The sequence below is a fragment of the Gemmatirosa kalamazoonensis genome, assembly GCF_000522985.1.
Lineage (GTDB): Bacteria > Gemmatimonadota > Gemmatimonadetes > Gemmatimonadales > Gemmatimonadaceae > Gemmatirosa > Gemmatirosa kalamazoonensis.
The window spans coordinates 2,791,302-2,807,956 of the sequence record NZ_CP007128.1; the positions used below are offsets into that span (position 1 = coordinate 2,791,302).

Consider the following 16,655-nt stretch of genomic DNA (forward strand, 5'->3'; position numbering starts at 1 on the left):
GAGCGGCCCCGGTTACGCCCTATCGGTGCCCCCCCGTTAAGTTGCCGGCTCGCTCCCCTCTTTTTCGGAGGCTCCCTCTCGATGCGGATGCTCGTCCTCGGCGCGGGGCTGCAAGGCTCGGCCTGCGCGTTCGACCTGTTGCAGAACCCCGATGTCGTCGAGGTCCGCCTCGCCGACCTCAACGTGTCGCACCTCCCGGCGTTCCTCGCGCCGTACACCGACGCCGCGAAGCTCGCCGGCGCGAAGCCACGACTGCTCCCCACGCCGCTCGACGCGAAGGACACCGAGGCGGTGCGCGCGCTCATGCGTCAGAGCGACGCGGTGATGAGCGCGCTGCCGTACTACTTCAACGGCCCGATGGCGCGCCACGCGGTGGAGTGCGGCGCGCACTTCTGCGACCTCGGCGGCAACACCGAGATCGTCTTCGAGCAGAAGCAGCTCGATGCAGCGGCGAAGGAAGCGAAGGTGTCCGTGATCCCCGACTGCGGGCTCGCGCCGGGGATGGTGAACATCCTCGCGCAGCACGGCATCGATCTCCTGCAGCGCGACGGCGCCGACGTGCAGTCGGTGCGCATCTTCGTCGGCGGGCTGCCGCAGCATCCCGAGCCGCCGCTGAACTACCAGATCGTGTACTCGCTCGAGGGAGTGCTCGACTACTACACGACGCTGTCGTGGGTCGTGCGCGACGGCAAGCGCCACCAGGTGCGCGCGCTCTCCGAGATCGAGCCGGTGGCGTTCGAGTCGCACCCGGAGCTCGGCACGCTCGAGGCGTTCCACACCGCGGGTGGGCTGTCCACGATGGGCTTCCGCTACGAGGGGAAGATCCCGACGATGGAGTACAAGACGCTCCGCTACCCCGGCCACGCGCAGATGATGGAGGCGATGCGCGAGCTCGGCTTCTTCGGCCTGGAGCCGGTGGAGGTGAAGGGCGTGCGCGTCGTGCCGCGCGACGTCGCGCTCGCGCTCATGCAGCCGCGGCTCACGAAGCCGCAGGGGCGCGACCTCGTCGCGCTGCGCGTCGTCGTGGAGGGCACGAAGGGCGGCACCGCGGTGAGTCGCGGCTGGGAGCTCGTCGATCGCTACGACGACACGCGCGGCGTGAGCGCGATGATGCGGACGACCGGCTACTCGCTGTCGATCACCGGACAGCTCCAGGCGAGCGGCGCGATCCCCGCCGGCGTCTGCACGCCCGACGAGTGCGTCCCGGCCGAGCGCTACGTGGCGGAGCTGGCGAAGCGCGGGATCGAGATCGAGCCGATCGCCTAACGGCTGAACGCGGCCATGGTGGCGCCCATGCGATCGATGGTCGCGCGGGCGTTCCACCGGTCGTGGCCGTTGAACAGGAACGAGAACGCGAGCACCTCGCCGTTCTCCGCGGTGACGTAGCCCCCGAGGCCGATCACGTCGTTCGTCGTGCCGGTCTTCGCGTGCAGGTTGCCCTGCGCCGGCGTGAACTTCATGCGGTTGCGCAGCAGCTCCGACTCGCCGGCCACGGGAAGCGACGCGTGGAACGCGGAGCTCCACGGCGCCTTGTGCGCGTAGGCGAGCATCTGGATCATGGCGCGCGGCGTGACGTGGTCGAGCACCGACAGCCCGCACCCGTCGGTCACCGACACCGCGTTCGCCGACGCGCCGGCCTTCGTCGTCATGAACCGCTGCAGCAGCGCGTTGCCGTTCTCCGCCGAGCCTAACGTGTCGCGCTTCGGGCCGCGCACGGCGTTGCGGAACAGCAGCTCGGCGAAGTGGTTGATGCTCTCGCGGTTCATCGCGGCGATCAGCTCGCTGATCGGCGGCGACTTGTGCGAGGCGACGAGCGACGCGTTCGCCGGCGTCTGTCCCATGCGGAGCTGGCCGTCGACGGTGATCCCCTTCGACGCGAGCGCGGCGCGGAGCGCGCCCGCGGTGAATCGCGGCGGATCGGCGACGGTGAGCTGCAGCCGCCGCACCGCCGCGCGCTTGCCGATGGATCCGCGCGCCACGACGGTGCCGTCGGTCGAGCGGTAGATGTGCAGCGACGAGCCGCCGCCGCCGGTGACCTTCACCTGGTTCTCGACCGGGATCCCGGTCGTCGCCGGCTCGAGCACCACGCGGCCGTCGGGATAGACCGCGACGACGACGATGTTCTCGTTCAGCGACAGGGCGGAGAACGGCGCCGCGTAGCCGGAGCCCGCGTAGCGCGACAGCCACCCGTCGGGAATGGTGCGCGACTCGAACGCGCTCGCGTCGGCGACGAGATCGCCCTTCACGTGCTTGATCCCGGCCGCCGCGACCTTGTCCGCGAGCTCCTGCATCGGCGCGTCGAGGCCGGGGCCCGGCACCCACCGCTTGCTCAGCGCGGGGTCGCCGTCGCCGCGCAGGTACAGGTTGCCGGCGAGCGTGCCGTCGCCGCCGACGGCGCCGTCGCGCAGGACGTCGGTGCTGAACTGCCAGTTCGGGCCGAGCCGGTCGAGCGCGAGCACGGACGTGAACATCTTCAGCGTGGACGCCGGCGTGCGCGGGTCGTCGGGCGCGAGCGCGAACAGCGTGTCGCCGCGCGTGAGCGAGACGACCATCGCGCCCCAGTGTCCGTCCTCCTTGCGCGACAGGATGCTGCCAAGGTCGGAGGACAGCGCCGAGGCGCCGCGCGGCCGCGTCCAGCCGGCGGCCGGCGCGACGGCGGGCGTCGCGCGGCGCGCGCGCGTGGTGCGACGTCCGGCCGTCGACCGCTTCCGGGTGGTCGTGCGCTTCTTCGGCTTCGGCTGCTCGACCGCCGTGCCGCCCGTATCGACGGGAGATGGCGCGGCCACCGACGTGTCGGGGACGAAGCACGCCGCGGCCACCGCGGCCACGGCGAGGATGCGGCGAAGGAACCGGCTGTACGTCATGCGGGAGAGCAGGGCAATCGACGTTCCATGCCAGGGAAATGGCGGAAACTACTTGAAACGGCGGATGGTCCGCGGCGGCAGCTCGAGGCTCACACCGCAAGCCATCCGCGGCTTCGGTCGTTTCCGCCGCTTCAGACCTTGAAGATGAAGTTCCGCTTCTGCGCGAAGCGAAGCCCCGCGTAGAACACGGCGACGAAGCAGAGCGCGAACAGCAGCGACGCGTTGCGCGGCGCGAGACCGATCTTCACGAACGTCTGGTAGATCGCCTCCACCGGCGACACGCTCTTGCCGTCGTACTGCACCCGCATGATCGAGTAGATCGTGCGCGCCACCAGCCCCGAGCCGACGAACGCGAGCATCGGGTTGAGCCCGAACGGGAGGAACGGCTTCGCCCACGCGCCCCACTTCTGCACGTCGACGAGCCAGATCACCGTGGCGAGCGCCACGCACGCCATGCCGGCGCAGAACAGCGCGTAGGAGCTCGTCCAGAGCGACTTGTTGATCGGAAACGACCAGTTCCACATCAGGCCGCCCATCATCGCGAGCGCGCCGGCGGCGAACAGCGCGGCGAGCCGCTCGTGGATCGACCGCTCCTTCATCCCGATCCACCGGCCGGCGAAGTTGCCGAGCAGCGCGGTGCCAGCGGCGGGGATCGTGGAGAACAGCCCTTCCGGGTCGCGCAGCCCGTCGCCGCCCACCCACAGGTGGTTCGGCGTGAGCAGCACGCGGTCGAGCCATGCGTCGAGCGTCGCGCCCGGCTCGCTCAGCACGAGCTGACCCACCATCCCGTGCGGCGGCACCGGCACGAGCGTCATGAGGAACCAGTAGCCGTAGAGCATCGTCGCCAGCATCACGATCTGCTGCCGCAGCGTGGTGCGGATCGAGATCATCGCCGCGATGATGTACGCGAGGCCGATGCGCTGGAGGACACCCATGATGCGCAGGTGCTCCACGCGATAGACGAGGCGGTCGGCGAACGACGGCGCGGCGATCCCCGGCACGTCGCCCCACTGGAAGAACGGGAACCAGTTCAGCGCCAACCCGAACAGGAAGATGAGCGCGCCGCGCTTCAGCACCTGCCGGGTGATCGCCGAGTCGTCGGCGCCCTGCGCTCGCCGCGCGTTCAGCGAGAGCTGCGTCGTGATGCCGACGATGAACAGGAAGAACGGGAAGATCAGATCCGTCGGCGTCCACCCGTGCCACGGCGCGTGCTCGAGCGGGGGGTAGATCGCGTCCCACGACCCGGGGTCGTTCACGAGCAGCATCCCGGCGACGGTGAGCCCGCGGAAGACGTCGAGCGAGACGAGTCGCTCGCGGCGCGGTGGCTCCGGCGCGACGGTCGTGAGGGGTTCGTGCGGGGTGGCCGCGGAGTCCGAGCGCTCGGTCCGCGGCGGCAGCATGGTGGTCACGCGCTCTGCTCCACTGTGGAGTCCCTGAGGTGCCAGCCCGCGGTGTCGCAGGCGAACCGGTAGCTGCGCGGGCCGGCGTGCTGGCCGTCGGTCGCGCCGCCGACGTAGTGCCCGGCGAGGCTCACCGACGCGGAGCCGCCCTGCTTCTCCGCGCCGCGCCGCACGACGAGCAGCGTGGTGTAGTCGCCCTTCTCGTGGAGCTGGCCGCGCACCTGGGTCTGCAGCGCCGGATCGCCCGGAAAGAGGTACGTCGGCCCCTTGTCCTGCAGCGCCGTGAGCCCCGCGTCGCCGAGGGCCGAGTCCGTGCCCGCGGAGACGAGGAACCGCTCCGGCTTCGGCTTCGCGGCCTTGATGTAGTGCGTCACCGCGAGTCCCACGGCGTCGTCGAGGCTGGCCCGACAGGGGGGCGGCGTTCCGGCACCGCGCTGGGCCGTTCGCGCGGACGTGCGCGCGTCCGAGCCGCCGCCGCATGCCGCGAGCACGACCGCGACGGCGAGCGAGCAGCGGGGCGCGCGGGAATGCGTGAGGGGATGCATCGGTCTAAGGTGTCGGGAGGACCAGGGAGTGTCGAGTGGAGCGAAAGCCGTTCCCGGCGCGCCTTGGCCGCGGCACTTCGCATGCGGTCCCCGACCTTGCGGGGCATGACCCCGACCGCAGATTGGCGATCGAGGACGAACCGCGACGCGACTCACCATCTGTCGAAGGAGGTCCCATGCTCCAGGAGCACCGCACGCTGCGCGAGGGGATCACGGCCGGCATACTCGGCGCGACGGCCGTCGCAGTGTGGTTCCTCATCTTGGACACCGTCGCCGGCCGGCCGTTCGCGACACCGGCGATGCTGGGCTCCTCGGTAGCGACGCTGTTCGGTGCGCCGGGCACGGGGCCGGCCGCCGTGCACGTGCTCGGGTACACGCTGTTCCACTACGTGGTGTTCATCATCATCGGGATGATCGTCGCGGCCGTGATCAACAACGCCGAGAACGAGCCGTCGTTGCTCATCGGGTTCGTGATCCTGTTCATCGCGTTCGAGATCGGCTGGTACGGCTGGACCGCGCTGCTCGCGCGCCCCGAGAGCTTCGGCCAGCTCGCGTGGTACCAGGTGCTGGTCGCGAACTTCATCGCCGCCGCCGCGATGGGCTTCTACATGTACCGTCGCCACGCCACGCTCCCGCGCCGCTTCATGGCGTCGCTCGCGGGGGACGAGACCGCCTGACGGCGAGGGCAGGAGGGCAGGAGCGCGGGAGGGCAGGCGAGCCTAACAGCTCCTCCTGCCCTCCCGCGCTCCTGCCCTCCTGCCCTCTCAGGTCCGGAACTCCGACACCATGCCGTGCACCCGCACGGCACCCGCCTGCAGCATCTCGGCGGTGGCCGAGACCTGCTGGACGGTGGCCGCGGTCTGCTCGGTGGAGGCGGCCACCTCCTCGGCCGCGGCGGCGTGCGAGGCGGCGGCGTCGCGCGCGCTGGCGAGCGCCTCCTCGGCCGCGGCGAGCGCGGCGTGGTTCTCGAACACCATCTCGGTCACCCGCGCCGACGCCGTCTCCACGCGCGCCACCGCCTGCTCGATGCGCGCGAGCGCGCCGGTCGCGCCGTTCGCCACCGTCTCGGCGTCGCGCAGCCGCGTGCGCCCGGTCTCCGCCGCCGCCGTGGCGCTCGCGACGCGCGCGCGGATGCGGCGCACGTTGTCCGCCACCTCGTCGGCCGCCTTCGCGCTCTGCTCGGCGAGGGCGCGCACCTCCTGCGCGACGACGCCGAAGCCGCGTCCAGCGCTGCCCGCGCGCGCCGCCTCGATCGCGGCGTTCAGCGCGAGCAGGTTCGTCTGCGACGCGATCTCCGCGATCACCGCGGCGAAGTCGTCGACCACCGATGCGGCGTCGCGCAGCGACGCCATCTCGCGCGACGATTCCTCGACGACGGCCCGGGCGCCTAACAGCGCGTCGAGCGCGCGCGAGATCTCGGCCTGCGTCGCCGTCGTCGTCTGGCGGATGTCGCGACCCGCGCGCTCCTGCTCCTCGGCGGCGTCGGCGATCGCGGCGCCCTGATCGGCGAGCTGCGTCATCGCCGCGCTCGCGGAGTGCAGCGCGTCGAGCTGCACCGCCGCGCCGGAGGAGATCTCGGTCACCGCGCCCGTCACGTGCTGCGTGCTCGCGGCGGCGCCGTTCGCGCTCTCCGCGAGCTCCACCGCCGCGCCGGTCACGCCGTCGGCCTCCGCCTGCACGTTCGCGAGGAGCGCTCGCAGCCGCGACCGCGCGCCGTCGATCGCCCGCGCGAGCTGCACGTACTCCTGGGCCGGGTCCTCGTCGGCGATCCACCGTTCGAGGTCCCGCTCGTCCGAGGCGCTCGCGCCGGCGGCGGCGCGGGCATGCGCGTCGCGCAGGTCGCCGGCGCCGATCGCCTCCGTCTCGCGGCCGAGCGCGGCGAGCGGGCGCGTCACGGCGCGCGAGGTCGCCGCGCTGAAGAACGCCGCCACGGCGAGCGTCACGGCGAGCAGGGCGGCGAGCATGAGCTCGCGCCGGCGAAGCAGCGAGGTCATCTCCGCCTCGCGCTGCGCCATGCGCACCGCGGCCGCCGCCCGGAAGCGGCCGAGCTCCTCCTGCACTGCGTCGACGTCGTGGGCCGTCGCGGCCAGCACCCGGCCCGCGTCGCCCTCGCGGCCGACGGCGCGCCACGCCCGGGCGACCGCCAGCCGCGCCTCGAACGCGCTCTGGATGCGCCCCACCGCCTCGAGCCGCGCCCGCTCGTCGACGCCGATCTGGGGCAGGCGGATCGCGGCCCGCCGCAGCCCCTCGGCCTCGTCGACGAGGGTGAGGTAGCGGCGCTCGTCGGCCGCGTCGCGGGTCTCCACGAAGCGGGTGCCGGCGACGACCTCGCGGAGCACCGTCGTGACGACCTGCTGGACGGCCTCGTACTCCTCGCTCAGCACCGCCGCTGCCGCCTGGTTGCGGCTGTTCGCGTCGCGCAGCGCCGCCACGCAGAGCGTGCCGGCGAGCGCGAGAAGGCAGAGCGTGGCGCCGAAGCCGGCGCGGAGCCACGACGTGATGGTCCGGGGGCGGAGCCGCGGTCGCCGGCGGCGCGGCAGGCCGGTCATCGGGCACCCTCCGTCGCGGTCGCGACGGCCGGCGCGGAGCCGGCGACGGTCACGATGGCGACCGAGCGGTCGCGGGCGTCGTGCGATCGGTCGAACGCGATGGCGCCGGTGGCGCCCGGGATCGCCGGAGTGGCCGAGCCGACCCCCGCCACCCAGTCCCGGATGCGGAGCCGGTCGCGGCCGACGGCGAGCGTCGCCCGGCCGATCACCAGGGCGGCGTCGTAGGCGAGCGCGGCACGTGCGGTCGGCGGCTCGTGCCAGCGGGCCGTGTAGGCCGCGACGAACGCCGCGGCGGCGGCGGTCCGGGGGGCGTGGTCCGCGCTGTACGGCGTGGCGTAGCGGGCCCCGGCGAACTCGGTCTGCTCGGCGAGTGAGGCGACCGCATCGCCGCCGACGAACGGCACGCGCACCCCGGCCCGGCGGAGCGCGCTGAGGAACTCGGCCGCGTCCTCGGCGCTCCCCGGAAAGAGGATCGCGTCGGCGCCGGTCCGGGCGGTGTACGCGGCGATCGCGTCCCACTCGGTGATGCCGGTGACGTACGGGTCGCGCTGGACCACGGCGCCGCCGCGGGCCCGGAACGCCGACACGAACGCGGCGGTCCAGTCGCGGCCGTAGGAATCGTTGCGGTAGACGACCGCGGCGCGGCGGGCGCCGAGGGAATCGGAGAGGTAGGCGGCGGTGGCCTGGCTCACCGCGGCGTCGGTCGGCGTGACGCGGAAGATCCACGGGCTCCGACCGGTGAGCGACGTGCTCGTCGCGGTCGGGGAGACGGCCACCACGGCCCGCGCCCCGGCGTGCTCGAGATCCTCGAGCACCGGGATCTCGTCGAGCGTGCGGCCGCTCTCCGCGTCGCCGACGATGCCGACGACGTCGGGATCGTCGCGCAGCCGTTGGGCGATCTCGACCGCGCTCGTCACGGTGCGCGGCGGCTCGTGCGTCACGAAGCGGATGCCGAGCGCCCGGGCCGCCGAGTCGCGCGTGAGCGCTTCGGCGGCGAGCGCGGCGCCGCGGGCGATCTCGTGCATCCCGGCGCGCTGCGGGTTGTAGGCGATGCCGATGACGGCGTCGCCCGCGTCGTGGCGACCGTGGGCGAGCGCGCGGCACGCGCCGAGCGAGCCCGCCGCGACGAGGGCGGCGAGCAGCGTGAAGCGAGTCGGATCCGGCGTACGCAGCATGCGTCGAAGTGGGGCTGGCGCGTCTCATGCGCGCGGGGCGTCCTGTTCCATACAGACGAGCGACGCCGGCGGTAGAAACGCGCGCGGCTGCGTCGGCAGCATGTTGCGAGCATGACGATGTCCGAATTGCCGCTGGGCGTTGCTTGATTTGGCTGGAACGCGCCGTTTAGCTTTGCGTGGCTTGACGCCAACCTCGACAGCGCCTGCGGGCGCTCCCGACTCGTTGCTCCCAGGACGCTTGGCATGACAAGGATCCACCGCCCGCGGCGGTTGGCGCTGCTCGCACTGGCGGGCGTCGCCGCGCTCGCGCTGGCCGCGTGCAGCTCCGCCGACTACCCGAACTCGATCTTCACGAAGAACTCCGATACCAACACGGATATCGGACACCTCTTCAACCGCTTGTTCTTGTTCGGGACGATCGTGTTCGTGCTCGTGGAGGCGCTGCTCCTCTACGTGATCATGAAGTTCCGGCGGAAGCCCGATCATCCGGAGCCCGAGCACGTCCACGGCAACACCACGCTCGAGGTGTTGTGGACGGCGATTCCCGCGGTGATCCTGATCTTCATCGCGGTGCCGACGGTGCGGACGATCTTCCGCACGCAGGCGAAGGCGCGGCCCAACGCGCTGACCGTCGAGGTGATCGGGCACCAGTGGTGGTGGGAGTTCCGCTACCCGGAGTACAAGATCACGACGGCGAACGAGCTGTACATCCCGGCGGGGCGCACCGTCAACTTCGAGCTGAAGACGGCGGACGTGATCCACTCGTTCTGGATCCCCGCGCTCTCGGGCAAGCGCGACGTGATGCCTAACCACACGAACTTCATCTGGTTCACGCCGGACTCCGCGCTCGGCGCGCAGGTGTGGAACGGGCACTGCGCGGAGTACTGCGGCACGTCGCACGCGAACATGAAGTTCCGCGCGTACACGGTGACGGCCGAGCAGTTCGACTCGTGGGTGCGTGGCCAGCAGGCGGTCGCCGCGTTCGGCGCGGCGCCGAGCCCCGCGCAGAGCGCGGCGCCGACGTCGCCGGGCGACTCGGCCGCGGCGCGCGCCACAGCGTCGCAGGCCGGCGCACCGGCCGCGGTGACGCCGTCGTCGGCCGCCGGCAGCCAGCAGGCGCCGACGGTGCCCGCGGGTGCGGCGCCGGGTGCAGCGCCTGGGGCAGCTGGCGCGCAGCTCGCGGCGGGCACGCCTAACGCGCCGGCCGCGACGACCGCCGGCTACGTGTTCCCCGTCGAGAACATGCCGCTGCACACGCGGCCGCAGACGCCGACGCCGGACGGCCTGTCGATCGCCGCGGGCTTGCAGGGCGACGCGACGCGCGGCCAGCAGGTGTACTCGCGCTCCGCGTGCATCGGCTGCCACTTCATCAACGGCAACCCGTCGTCCATGGGGCAGCTCGGGCCGAACCTCACGCACGTCGGCTCGCGCCACACGATCGCCGGTGGGCTGTTCCCGAACGACGCGCGCCACCTCGCTCTGTGGATCAAGAACGCGCGGTGGATGAAGCCGGGCGTATCGATGCCCACGCTGGGGCTGAATCAGCGCGACCCGATCATGAAGTCGACGGTCACCAAGGCTACGGGCGGGCTGTCCGATCAGGAGATCGTGGACATCGTCGCCTACCTCCAGGCCCTGAAGTAACGGAGCAACGGACCGAATCATGGCAACCACCGTAGCGGCGCCTGCCTACGCCCCCGCGAAGACGCACGCCGAGACTGGCCTGTGGAGCTGGCTGACGACGGTCGATCACAAGCGGATCGGCATCCTCTACCTCTTCACGTCGCTCGCGTTCTTCGTCATCGGCGGGCTGGAAGCGTTCCTGATGCGCATCCAGCTCGCCGGGCCGAACCAGCACGTGGTGAGCGCGGAGACGTTCAACCAGCTCTTCACGATGCACGGCACGACGATGGTGTTCCTCGCCATCATGCCGATGTCGGCCATCTTCTTCAACTATCTCATCCCGCTCCAGGTCGGCGCGCGCGACGTCGCGTTCCCGCGACTGAACGCGTTCTCGTACTGGATCTACCTGTTCGGCGGCCTGTTCATCACGCTGCCGATCCTGTTCCGCGCCGCGCCGGACGGTGGGTGGTTCGGCTACACGCCGCTCACGACGCGCGCCAGCTCGCCCGGGATCAACATCGATTTCTGGGTCGTCGGCCTGCAGATCCTCGGCATCTCGACGCTGGCGGCGAGCTTCAACTTCATCACGACGATCATCAACATGCGCGCGCCCGGGATGAACCTGTTCCGGATGCCGATGTTCACGTGGAACGCGTTCGTGGTGCAGTTCCTCATCCTGCTCGCGTTCCCGGTCATCACGATCGCGCTGCAGTTCCTGATCTTCGACCGGTTCTTCGGCACGACGTTCTACGAGACGGCGGCGGGCGGCGACCCGCTGCTCTGGCAGCACCTGTTCTGGATCTTCGGCCACCCCGAGGTCTACATCCTCATCCTGCCGGCGTTCGGCCTCGTCTCCGAGGTCATCCCGACGATGAGCCGCAAGCCGATCTTCGGCTACCCGGTGATGGTGTACGCCACGGTGCTCATCGGCTTCCTCGGCTTCGGCGTGTGGGCGCACCACATGTTCGCCGTCGGCATGGGTCCCGTCGCCGACTCGCTGTTCAGCCTCACGACGATGCTGATCGCGATCCCGACGGGCGTGAAGATCTTCAACTGGATCTCCACGATGTGGGGCGGCGCGATCCGCTTCACGACGGCGATGAAGTTCGCGACCGCGCTCGTCGGCATGTTCACGATCGGCGGCATCTCGGGCGTCATGCACGCGTCGCCGCCGGCTGACCTGCAGCAGACCGACACGTACTTCATCGTCGCGCACTTCCACTACGTGCTGTTCGGCGGCTCCATCTTCGGCATCTTCTCCGGGCTGTATCACTACTACCCGAAGATCACGGGCCGGCTGTGCAGCGAGAAGCTCGGCGACTGGAGCTTCTGGATCATGTTCGTCGGGTTCAACCTGACGTTCTTCCCGATGCACTTCTCGGGGCTGCTCGGCATGCCGCGCCGCATCTACACGTACGACGCGGACCAGGGCTACACGAACTTCAACCTCGCGTCGACGATCGGCACCGCGATCCTGGTCGTCGGCATCGCGATCAGCCTCTGGAACTTCATCAAGAGCCGGAAGAACGGGGCGATCGCGGGGAACGATCCGTGGGAGGCGGGCACGCTGGAGTGGAGCATCCCGTCCCCGCCGCCCGACTACAACTTCGCCGAGATCCCGCGCGTGACGTCGCGCTACCCGCTGTGGGACATCACGCACCCGGAGATGATGCACGACGTGCCGCACACGCGGCATGGCGACGAGCGCATGGGCGTCGCGGTCGGGCAGGGCGTGCAGGGCAAGGAGGTCGGCGAGACGCACGTGAACCCGGCGAACAGCCAGGTCGAGGGGACCGGCGCGCGCATGCACGTCGAGTCGGCGACGCGGCTGAAGACGGCCGCGGAGCTCGGCATCCCGATGCCCAACCCGTCGATCATGCCGCTGCTCGTCGCGGCCGGCATCGTGTTCATGTTCATGGGGCTGCTGATGCTCGACAAGAGCACGAAGTTCGGCGTGGCCTGGATTCTCGCGGGCGCCGCCTGGTGGGTGGCCTGCCTCTACAACTGGCTCACCACCCCGCTCGAGGACGCGCACTGAGATGGCCACCGTGGACATGACCGCCGACGCGGCGCACCCGCCGATCCAGCATCACTACACGACCACGGGGCTCGACCACCGCAAGGTCGGGATCTGGGCCTTCATCGGCTCGGAGTGCATGCTGTTCATGTCGCTCATCTCGACGTACCTCATCTACAAGGGACGGTCGCTCGTCGGGCCGTTCCCGCACGAGGTGTGGCGCGATCCGAGCACGGGGCACGTCTTCAAGCCGATCCTCAACATCCCGGTCACGTCGGCGTCGACGTTCGTGCTGCTCATGTCGTCGCTCGCCATGGTGCTCGCGCACGACGCCGTGGTGCACGCGGACGACCCGAACCGGAAGGGCTACCAGAACTCGAAGCTGTGGCTCGCCGCGACGGCGATCCTCGGCACGACGTTCCTCGGCTTCCAGGCGTTCGAGTTCACCTCGTTCGTGCACGAGGGGCTGACGATCCGCCGCAACCTGTTCGGCTCCTCGTTCTTCACGCTCACCGGCTTCCACGGCGGGCACGTGACGGCGGGCGTGATCTGGCTGCTCACGCTGCTGGCGATCGACATGAAGCGCGGGCTGAAGCCGAAGGACGCGCTGAACGTCGACCTCGCGGCGCTGTACTGGCACTTCGTCGACGTGGTCTGGATCGCGATCTTCACGCTCGTCTACCTCATCAAGTAGGACGCGACCGATGGCACATCCCTACACGCACGACGCACAAGGCCACGGCGCGCACGACCCGAACGACCCGTCGGATCCGCACTCGCATCCGACGGCCGGGACGTACGTGAAGGTCGGCGTCTTCCTAACCGCCATCACGGTCGCCGAGGTGTGGGCGTATTACATCCCGGCGTTCGTCGCGTCGCACTTCTTCATCCCGTCGCTGCTGATCATGTCGGCGGTGAAGTTCGCGACGGTGGTGCTGTTCTACATGCACCTGAAGTACGACCACCGGCTGTTCCGCGCGCTGTTCACGGGGCCGTTCATCGTGGCCGCGCTGTCGCTCATCGGGCTGATGTTCCTGTTCGGCAAGCTCGCGATCCGGCTCGGGCTCCTTACCTGATGGGGCGGCGCTGGAGCTTCGGCGCTGATACCACGGCGCTGGAACGGCGGCGCTGATCCCGCGCGGTTTCAGCGCCGCCGTTCCGGCGCCGCAGGTCCAGCGCCGCCCCATCAGCACCGCTGCATCATGCTTCTCCATCCAGTCGTCGAGGTCGGGAAGGGCTTCTCGATTCACGCGAGCACCGTCGTCGGCATCGTCGCCTTCGGCGGGGTGTACGCCTGGCGCGCTGCGCGGCGCGACGGTCCCGGGCCGTCGGTCGCGCAGCGCGCTGCGTTCTATGCCGCGCTGCTCGTGCTGTTCTTCACGCTGAACGGGCCGCTGCACGACCTGAGCGACACGTATCTGTTCAGCGCGCACATGGTGCAGCACCTGGTGCTCACGCTCGTCGTGCCGCCGCTGCTCATCGTGGGCACGCCGGGGTGGATGCTGCGGCCGTTGCTCCGCCCGCCGCTCGTGCGCGCCGTGGCCGAGCGCGTGACGCGCCCCGCGAGCTGCTTCGTGCTGTTCAACGTGGTGCTCGCGGCGTGGCACCTGCCGCCGATGTACAACCTCGCGCTGGCGCACCACCCCGTGCACATCGTGCAGCACCTGCTCTTCCTCGCCGCGTCCGTGCTGATGTGGTGGCCGCTCGTCAGCCCGCTGCGCGAGCTGCCGCGGCTGTCGTACCCGGGGCAGATGCTGTACTGCTTCCTGATGACGATCCCGATGTCGGTCGTCGCGATCTACGTCACGATGGCCGACCGCATTCTCTACCCGGCGTACGCCATCGCCCCGCGCGTGTGGGGCATGACGCCGATGGACGACCAGCACTACGGGGGGCTCATCATGTGGATCCCCGGAGGGCTGTTCTTCTACGGCGTGATGACGGTGGTGTTCGCGAAGTGGACGCTGCGCGGCGGCGCCGACGAGCGCGAGGCGGCGCAGGCGGCCGCCTGACGGCGGAGGGCAGGAGGGCAGGAGGGCAGGAGGGCAGGAGGCCTAACGGATCTCCTGCCCTCGCTTCGTGCCCTCCTGCCCTCCTGCCCTGATTCTCGTCACGGCCTCGCGAATCCGCTCCTCGCTCGTCGTGAACGCGAGCCGCAGCATGCCCTCGCCGCGCCGGCCGTAGGCGGCGCCCGGGATGCACGCCACGTCGTGCTCGCGCAGCAGGCGGTCGGCGAGCGCCACGCACGTCTCGCCCGCGCGCAGCAGCCCGGCGACGTCGGCGAAGACGTAGAACGCGCCGTCCGGCGCCTCCGCGCGCACGCCGGCCACGCCGCGCAGCCCCGCGACGAGCGCGTCGCGGCGCGCGCGGAACAGCTCGCGCATGGCGATCGCGTCGTCCTGCGGCCCGGTGAGCGCGGCGAGCCCCGCGTGCTGCACGAACGCCGGCGCGCACGTCGTGCTCTCGTTCACGAGCGCGGTCACCGCCGGCACGAGCGACGACGGCATCACGCCGTAGCCGAGTCGCCAGCCGGTCATCGCGTACGTCTTCGAGAAGCCGTCGACGACGACCGTGCGCGCCGCCATGCCGGGAAGCGCGGCGACGCTCGACGCGGCGCGGTCGTCGTAGCGCAGCCCGTCGTAGATCTCGTCGCTCACCACCCACAGGTCGCGCTCCTCGGCCAGCTCGGCGATCGCGAGTCGCTCGTGGTCGTCGAGCACGCACCCCGTCGGGTTCTGCGGCGTGTTCAGCACGAGCACGCGGGTGCGCTCGCGTACCGCCGCGCGGAGCGCGTCGACGTCGAGCCGGAACTGTGCGCCGTCGCGGGCGAGCGGATAGTGGCGCACCCGCGCCCCGGCGATGCGCGCGGCCGCGGCGTAGCCGGGATAGCCGGGATCCGGGACGAGCACCTCGTCGCCGCGCTGCACGAGCGCGAGCAGCGCGTACAGCAGCATCGGCTTCGCGCCGGACGTCACGACGACCTGCTCGGCCGTCGCGGCGACGCCGCGCGTGCGCTGCACGTCGGCGATCGCGGCACGCAGCGGGGGGATGCCGGCGGGCGCGACGTAGCGCGTGGCACCGGCGCGCAGCGCGGCCACGCCCGCCTCGACGATGTGCGCGGGCGTGGGAAGATCCGGCTCGCCGATGTCGAGTCGCACGACGTCGTGCCCCTCGGCCGCGCGGCGCCGCGCCTCGGCGACCATGCGGGGGACGAGACCGTCGGTCGCCTCCGACGCGCTCCGCCGTCGCGTCACGTTAGGCCGGGGTCGCGTGCCCGTCACGCGTCCACCACCAGGTCGGGGCGGAGTGCGCGCGCCTCGCGCAGGTAGACGGGCCGCAGTCGGCGACCGTCCGCGACGGCGACGTGCAGCAGCACGCGCACGCATCGCGACAGGGGCTCCGTCACCTCCATCTCCGCCATGCACAGCATCGGTACGTCGGTCCAGCCGATCGCGCGCGCCGCCGCGGCGGGCGGCCGGCTGCGCAGGTCGCACGTCGTGGAGAAGATCGCGCTCACCACGTCGTCCGGCCCGAAGTCGTTCATCGACGTGAGCGCGTGCAGCAGCTCCGCCACCGCGTCGTCCACCGCTTCCGGCGCGTCGAAGGCGACGGTCGTCGCGCCGCGCACGCCGCGCATGCGCGGCACGACGCGCGGCGCGTCCGTAAGCGAGGCGATCATGCGCGTCCTCCCTCGTGGCGGCGCAGCACGGCGAAGCGCGTCTCGTTGTCGGCGTGGTCCTGCACGGCGCTCGCGAGCACCACGAGCCCGTGACGCTGCGCCGCCGCCTCGCTCGCGATGACGGCGAGCGTCTCGGGCGCCGCCTGGGGCACGCTCGCGTACCACGGCGGGGTGAGCCCCTGCGGCGCGCCGCCCACGAGCGCCGCGAGCTCGCGCGCCGCGCCCGCCGTGTCGAACGCCTCGTACGCGGTGACGAGCGGGTGCTCGGCGAAGAACCGCGCGCACTGGCCGAGCGCCGCGTGATGGCTGCCGACCGCGCGCACCGAGGCGAGCGACGCGCCCGGGAGCGCGAGCACCGCGTGGTGCACGGGGAGCGCCACCTCGTCGATGACCTCGACGCGCGTGCGGTTGTCGTACAGCAGCTCGTGCGCGCCGAGGATCGGCCCGATGGTCGAGTTCCACGTCGGGAGCACCGCGAGGTCCACCTGGCGCGCGAGCAGCAGCCCGATCACGCGCGGAAAGGTGGTCGCGCCGACGGCGACCGCGTGGCCCTCCCAGCGCTGGGCGATCGCGGCCTCGCCGAACGCGCCGGGCTCGCCCTGATACGCGACGCGCGGGCCGAGCGCGGCGCCGACTGCGCGGAGCGGTCCGGGCGTGTCCATGCGTTGGAGGGGTGAAGTCCATGCGGCGATCATGCCTACCTCCCGGCACAAGCGGAACGAAAAAGGCCCCCGGTGTGAGCCGGGAGCCTGGGGCGGAGCGCGTCGTGCGATCGATCTATCGCGACGTACGCCAGCGCCTGC

At 71.3% G+C, this 16,655-nt stretch carries 15 protein-coding genes; 7 read left to right on the forward strand and 8 right to left on the reverse strand.

Annotated elements, in window-relative coordinates; all coding sequences use genetic code 11:
• Positions 1-81 precede the first annotated feature (81 nt).
• Positions 82-1,266 (forward strand): saccharopine dehydrogenase family protein, encoded by a 1,185-nt coding sequence (locus tag J421_RS11990; protein WP_025411414.1) that lies wholly within the window; start codon positions 82-84, stop codon positions 1,264-1,266.
• On the opposite strand, the gene dacB is transcribed toward J421_RS11990, so the two are convergent.
• The 3 genes from dacB to J421_RS32755 all read right to left on the reverse strand — a co-directional run bounded on the left by dacB (position 1,263) and on the right by J421_RS32755 (position 4,809).
• Positions 1,263-2,864 carry a D-alanyl-D-alanine carboxypeptidase/D-alanyl-D-alanine endopeptidase gene (gene dacB / locus J421_RS11995; RefSeq protein WP_025411415.1) on the reverse strand — a complete coding sequence of 534 codons (1,602 nt, stop codon included), beginning with the start codon at positions 2,862-2,864 and terminating at the stop codon, positions 1,263-1,265. The two genes, J421_RS11990 and dacB, sit on opposite strands and share 4 nt — an antisense overlap.
• A gap of 131 nt (positions 2,865-2,995) precedes the next feature.
• Positions 2,996-4,264, reverse strand: a complete 1,269-nt coding sequence (locus J421_RS12000) for an acyltransferase family protein (protein ID WP_025411416.1) — start codon at positions 4,262-4,264, stop codon at positions 2,996-2,998.
• A gap of 5 nt (positions 4,265-4,269) precedes the next feature.
• Positions 4,270-4,809 (reverse strand): hypothetical protein, encoded by a 540-nt coding sequence (locus tag J421_RS32755; protein ID WP_025411417.1) that lies wholly within the window; start codon positions 4,807-4,809, stop codon positions 4,270-4,272.
• Positions 4,810-4,985: 176 nt separating this feature from the next.
• On the opposite strand from J421_RS32755, the gene J421_RS12010 reads away from it, so the two are divergent.
• Complete coding sequence (locus tag J421_RS12010) at positions 4,986-5,486, forward strand: hypothetical protein (RefSeq protein ID WP_025411418.1); 501 nt, start codon at positions 4,986-4,988, stop codon at positions 5,484-5,486.
• Positions 5,487-5,573: 87 nt separating this feature from the next.
• Here J421_RS12010 and J421_RS12015 read toward each other — a convergent pair whose 3' ends face one another.
• Together J421_RS12015 and J421_RS12020 are read right to left on the reverse strand one after the other, a co-directional pair.
• The gene (locus J421_RS12015) at positions 5,574-7,358 is read right to left on the reverse strand and encodes a methyl-accepting chemotaxis protein (RefSeq protein ID WP_025411419.1); all 1,785 of its coding nucleotides are present in this window, start codon (positions 7,356-7,358) and stop codon (positions 5,574-5,576) included.
• Positions 7,355-8,533, reverse strand: a complete 1,179-nt coding sequence (locus J421_RS12020) for an ABC transporter substrate-binding protein (RefSeq protein ID WP_025411420.1) — start codon at positions 8,531-8,533, stop codon at positions 7,355-7,357. The genes J421_RS12015 and J421_RS12020 overlap by 4 nt, the downstream gene beginning before the upstream one ends.
• A gap of 243 nt (positions 8,534-8,776) precedes the next feature.
• Between J421_RS12020 and coxB the strand changes: the two genes are divergently transcribed.
• The 5 genes from coxB to J421_RS12045 all read left to right on the forward strand — a co-directional run bounded on the left by coxB (position 8,777) and on the right by J421_RS12045 (position 14,185).
• A complete protein-coding gene (gene coxB, locus J421_RS12025; RefSeq protein ID WP_104022545.1) occupies positions 8,777-10,177 on the forward strand; it encodes a cytochrome c oxidase subunit II in 1,401 nt (466 codons plus the stop codon).
• Positions 10,178-10,196: 19 nt separating this feature from the next.
• Positions 10,197-12,194, forward strand: a complete 1,998-nt coding sequence (gene ctaD / locus J421_RS12030) for a cytochrome c oxidase subunit I (RefSeq protein WP_025411422.1) — start codon at positions 10,197-10,199, stop codon at positions 12,192-12,194.
• 1 nt (position 12,195) lies between these two features.
• A complete protein-coding gene (locus J421_RS12035) occupies positions 12,196-12,867 on the forward strand; it encodes a cytochrome c oxidase subunit 3 (protein WP_025411423.1) in 672 nt (223 codons plus the stop codon).
• 10 nt (positions 12,868-12,877) lie between these two features.
• A complete protein-coding gene (locus J421_RS12040) occupies positions 12,878-13,249 on the forward strand; it encodes a cytochrome C oxidase subunit IV family protein (protein WP_025411424.1) in 372 nt (123 codons plus the stop codon).
• Between the two features lie 126 nt (positions 13,250-13,375).
• Positions 13,376-14,185 carry a cytochrome c oxidase assembly protein gene (locus J421_RS12045; RefSeq protein WP_025411425.1) on the forward strand — a complete coding sequence of 270 codons (810 nt, stop codon included), beginning with the start codon at positions 13,376-13,378 and terminating at the stop codon, positions 14,183-14,185.
• Positions 14,186-14,227: 42 nt separating this feature from the next.
• Here the strand turns inward: J421_RS12045 and J421_RS12050 are convergent, their stop codons facing one another.
• From J421_RS12050 to J421_RS12060, 3 genes are read right to left on the reverse strand one after another with little or no spacing between them, the layout of a single operon-like run.
• Complete coding sequence (locus J421_RS12050; RefSeq protein ID WP_158508766.1) at positions 14,228-15,454, reverse strand: pyridoxal phosphate-dependent aminotransferase; 1,227 nt, start codon at positions 15,452-15,454, stop codon at positions 14,228-14,230.
• Positions 15,451-15,852: a chorismate mutase gene (gene aroH / locus J421_RS12055; protein ID WP_201773007.1), complete on the reverse strand. Its 402-nt coding sequence runs from the start codon at positions 15,850-15,852 to the stop codon at positions 15,451-15,453. Before aroH ends, J421_RS12050 begins: the two co-directional genes overlap by 4 nt.
• Entirely contained in the window at positions 15,849-16,514 is a 666-nt protein-coding gene (locus J421_RS12060; RefSeq protein WP_025411428.1) for a prephenate dehydratase domain-containing protein, read from the reverse strand. The genes aroH and J421_RS12060 overlap by 4 nt, the downstream gene beginning before the upstream one ends.
• Between the last annotated feature and the right edge of the window lie 141 nt (positions 16,515-16,655).

What these genes read in the sequence shown, in the direction of transcription:
- J421_RS11990 (WP_025411414.1), top strand. Translation starts at nt 82, where the DNA reads ATGCGGATGCTCGTCCTCGGCGCGGGGCTGCAAGGCTCGGCCTGCGCG.
- dacB (WP_025411415.1), bottom strand. Translation starts at nt 2,864, where the DNA reads ATGACGTACAGCCGGTTCCTTCGCCGCATCCTCGCCGTGGCCGCGGTG.
- J421_RS12000 (WP_025411416.1), bottom strand. Translation starts at nt 4,264, where the DNA reads ATGCTGCCGCCGCGGACCGAGCGCTCGGACTCCGCGGCCACCCCGCAC.
- J421_RS32755 (WP_025411417.1), bottom strand. Translation starts at nt 4,809, where the DNA reads ATGCATCCCCTCACGCATTCCCGCGCGCCCCGCTGCTCGCTCGCCGTC.
- J421_RS12010 (WP_025411418.1), top strand. Translation starts at nt 4,986, where the DNA reads ATGCTCCAGGAGCACCGCACGCTGCGCGAGGGGATCACGGCCGGCATA.
- J421_RS12015 (WP_025411419.1), bottom strand. Translation starts at nt 7,358, where the DNA reads ATGACCGGCCTGCCGCGCCGCCGGCGACCGCGGCTCCGCCCCCGGACC.
- J421_RS12020 (WP_025411420.1), bottom strand. Translation starts at nt 8,533, where the DNA reads ATGCTGCGTACGCCGGATCCGACTCGCTTCACGCTGCTCGCCGCCCTC.
- coxB (WP_104022545.1), top strand. Translation starts at nt 8,777, where the DNA reads ATGACAAGGATCCACCGCCCGCGGCGGTTGGCGCTGCTCGCACTGGCG.
- ctaD (WP_025411422.1), top strand. Translation starts at nt 10,197, where the DNA reads ATGGCAACCACCGTAGCGGCGCCTGCCTACGCCCCCGCGAAGACGCAC.
- J421_RS12035 (WP_025411423.1), top strand. Translation starts at nt 12,196, where the DNA reads ATGGCCACCGTGGACATGACCGCCGACGCGGCGCACCCGCCGATCCAG.
- J421_RS12040 (WP_025411424.1), top strand. Translation starts at nt 12,878, where the DNA reads ATGGCACATCCCTACACGCACGACGCACAAGGCCACGGCGCGCACGAC.
- J421_RS12045 (WP_025411425.1), top strand. Translation starts at nt 13,376, where the DNA reads ATGCTTCTCCATCCAGTCGTCGAGGTCGGGAAGGGCTTCTCGATTCAC.
- aroH (WP_201773007.1), bottom strand. Translation starts at nt 15,852, where the DNA reads ATGATCGCCTCGCTTACGGACGCGCCGCGCGTCGTGCCGCGCATGCGC.
- J421_RS12060 (WP_025411428.1), bottom strand. Translation starts at nt 16,514, where the DNA reads ATGGACACGCCCGGACCGCTCCGCGCAGTCGGCGCCGCGCTCGGCCCG.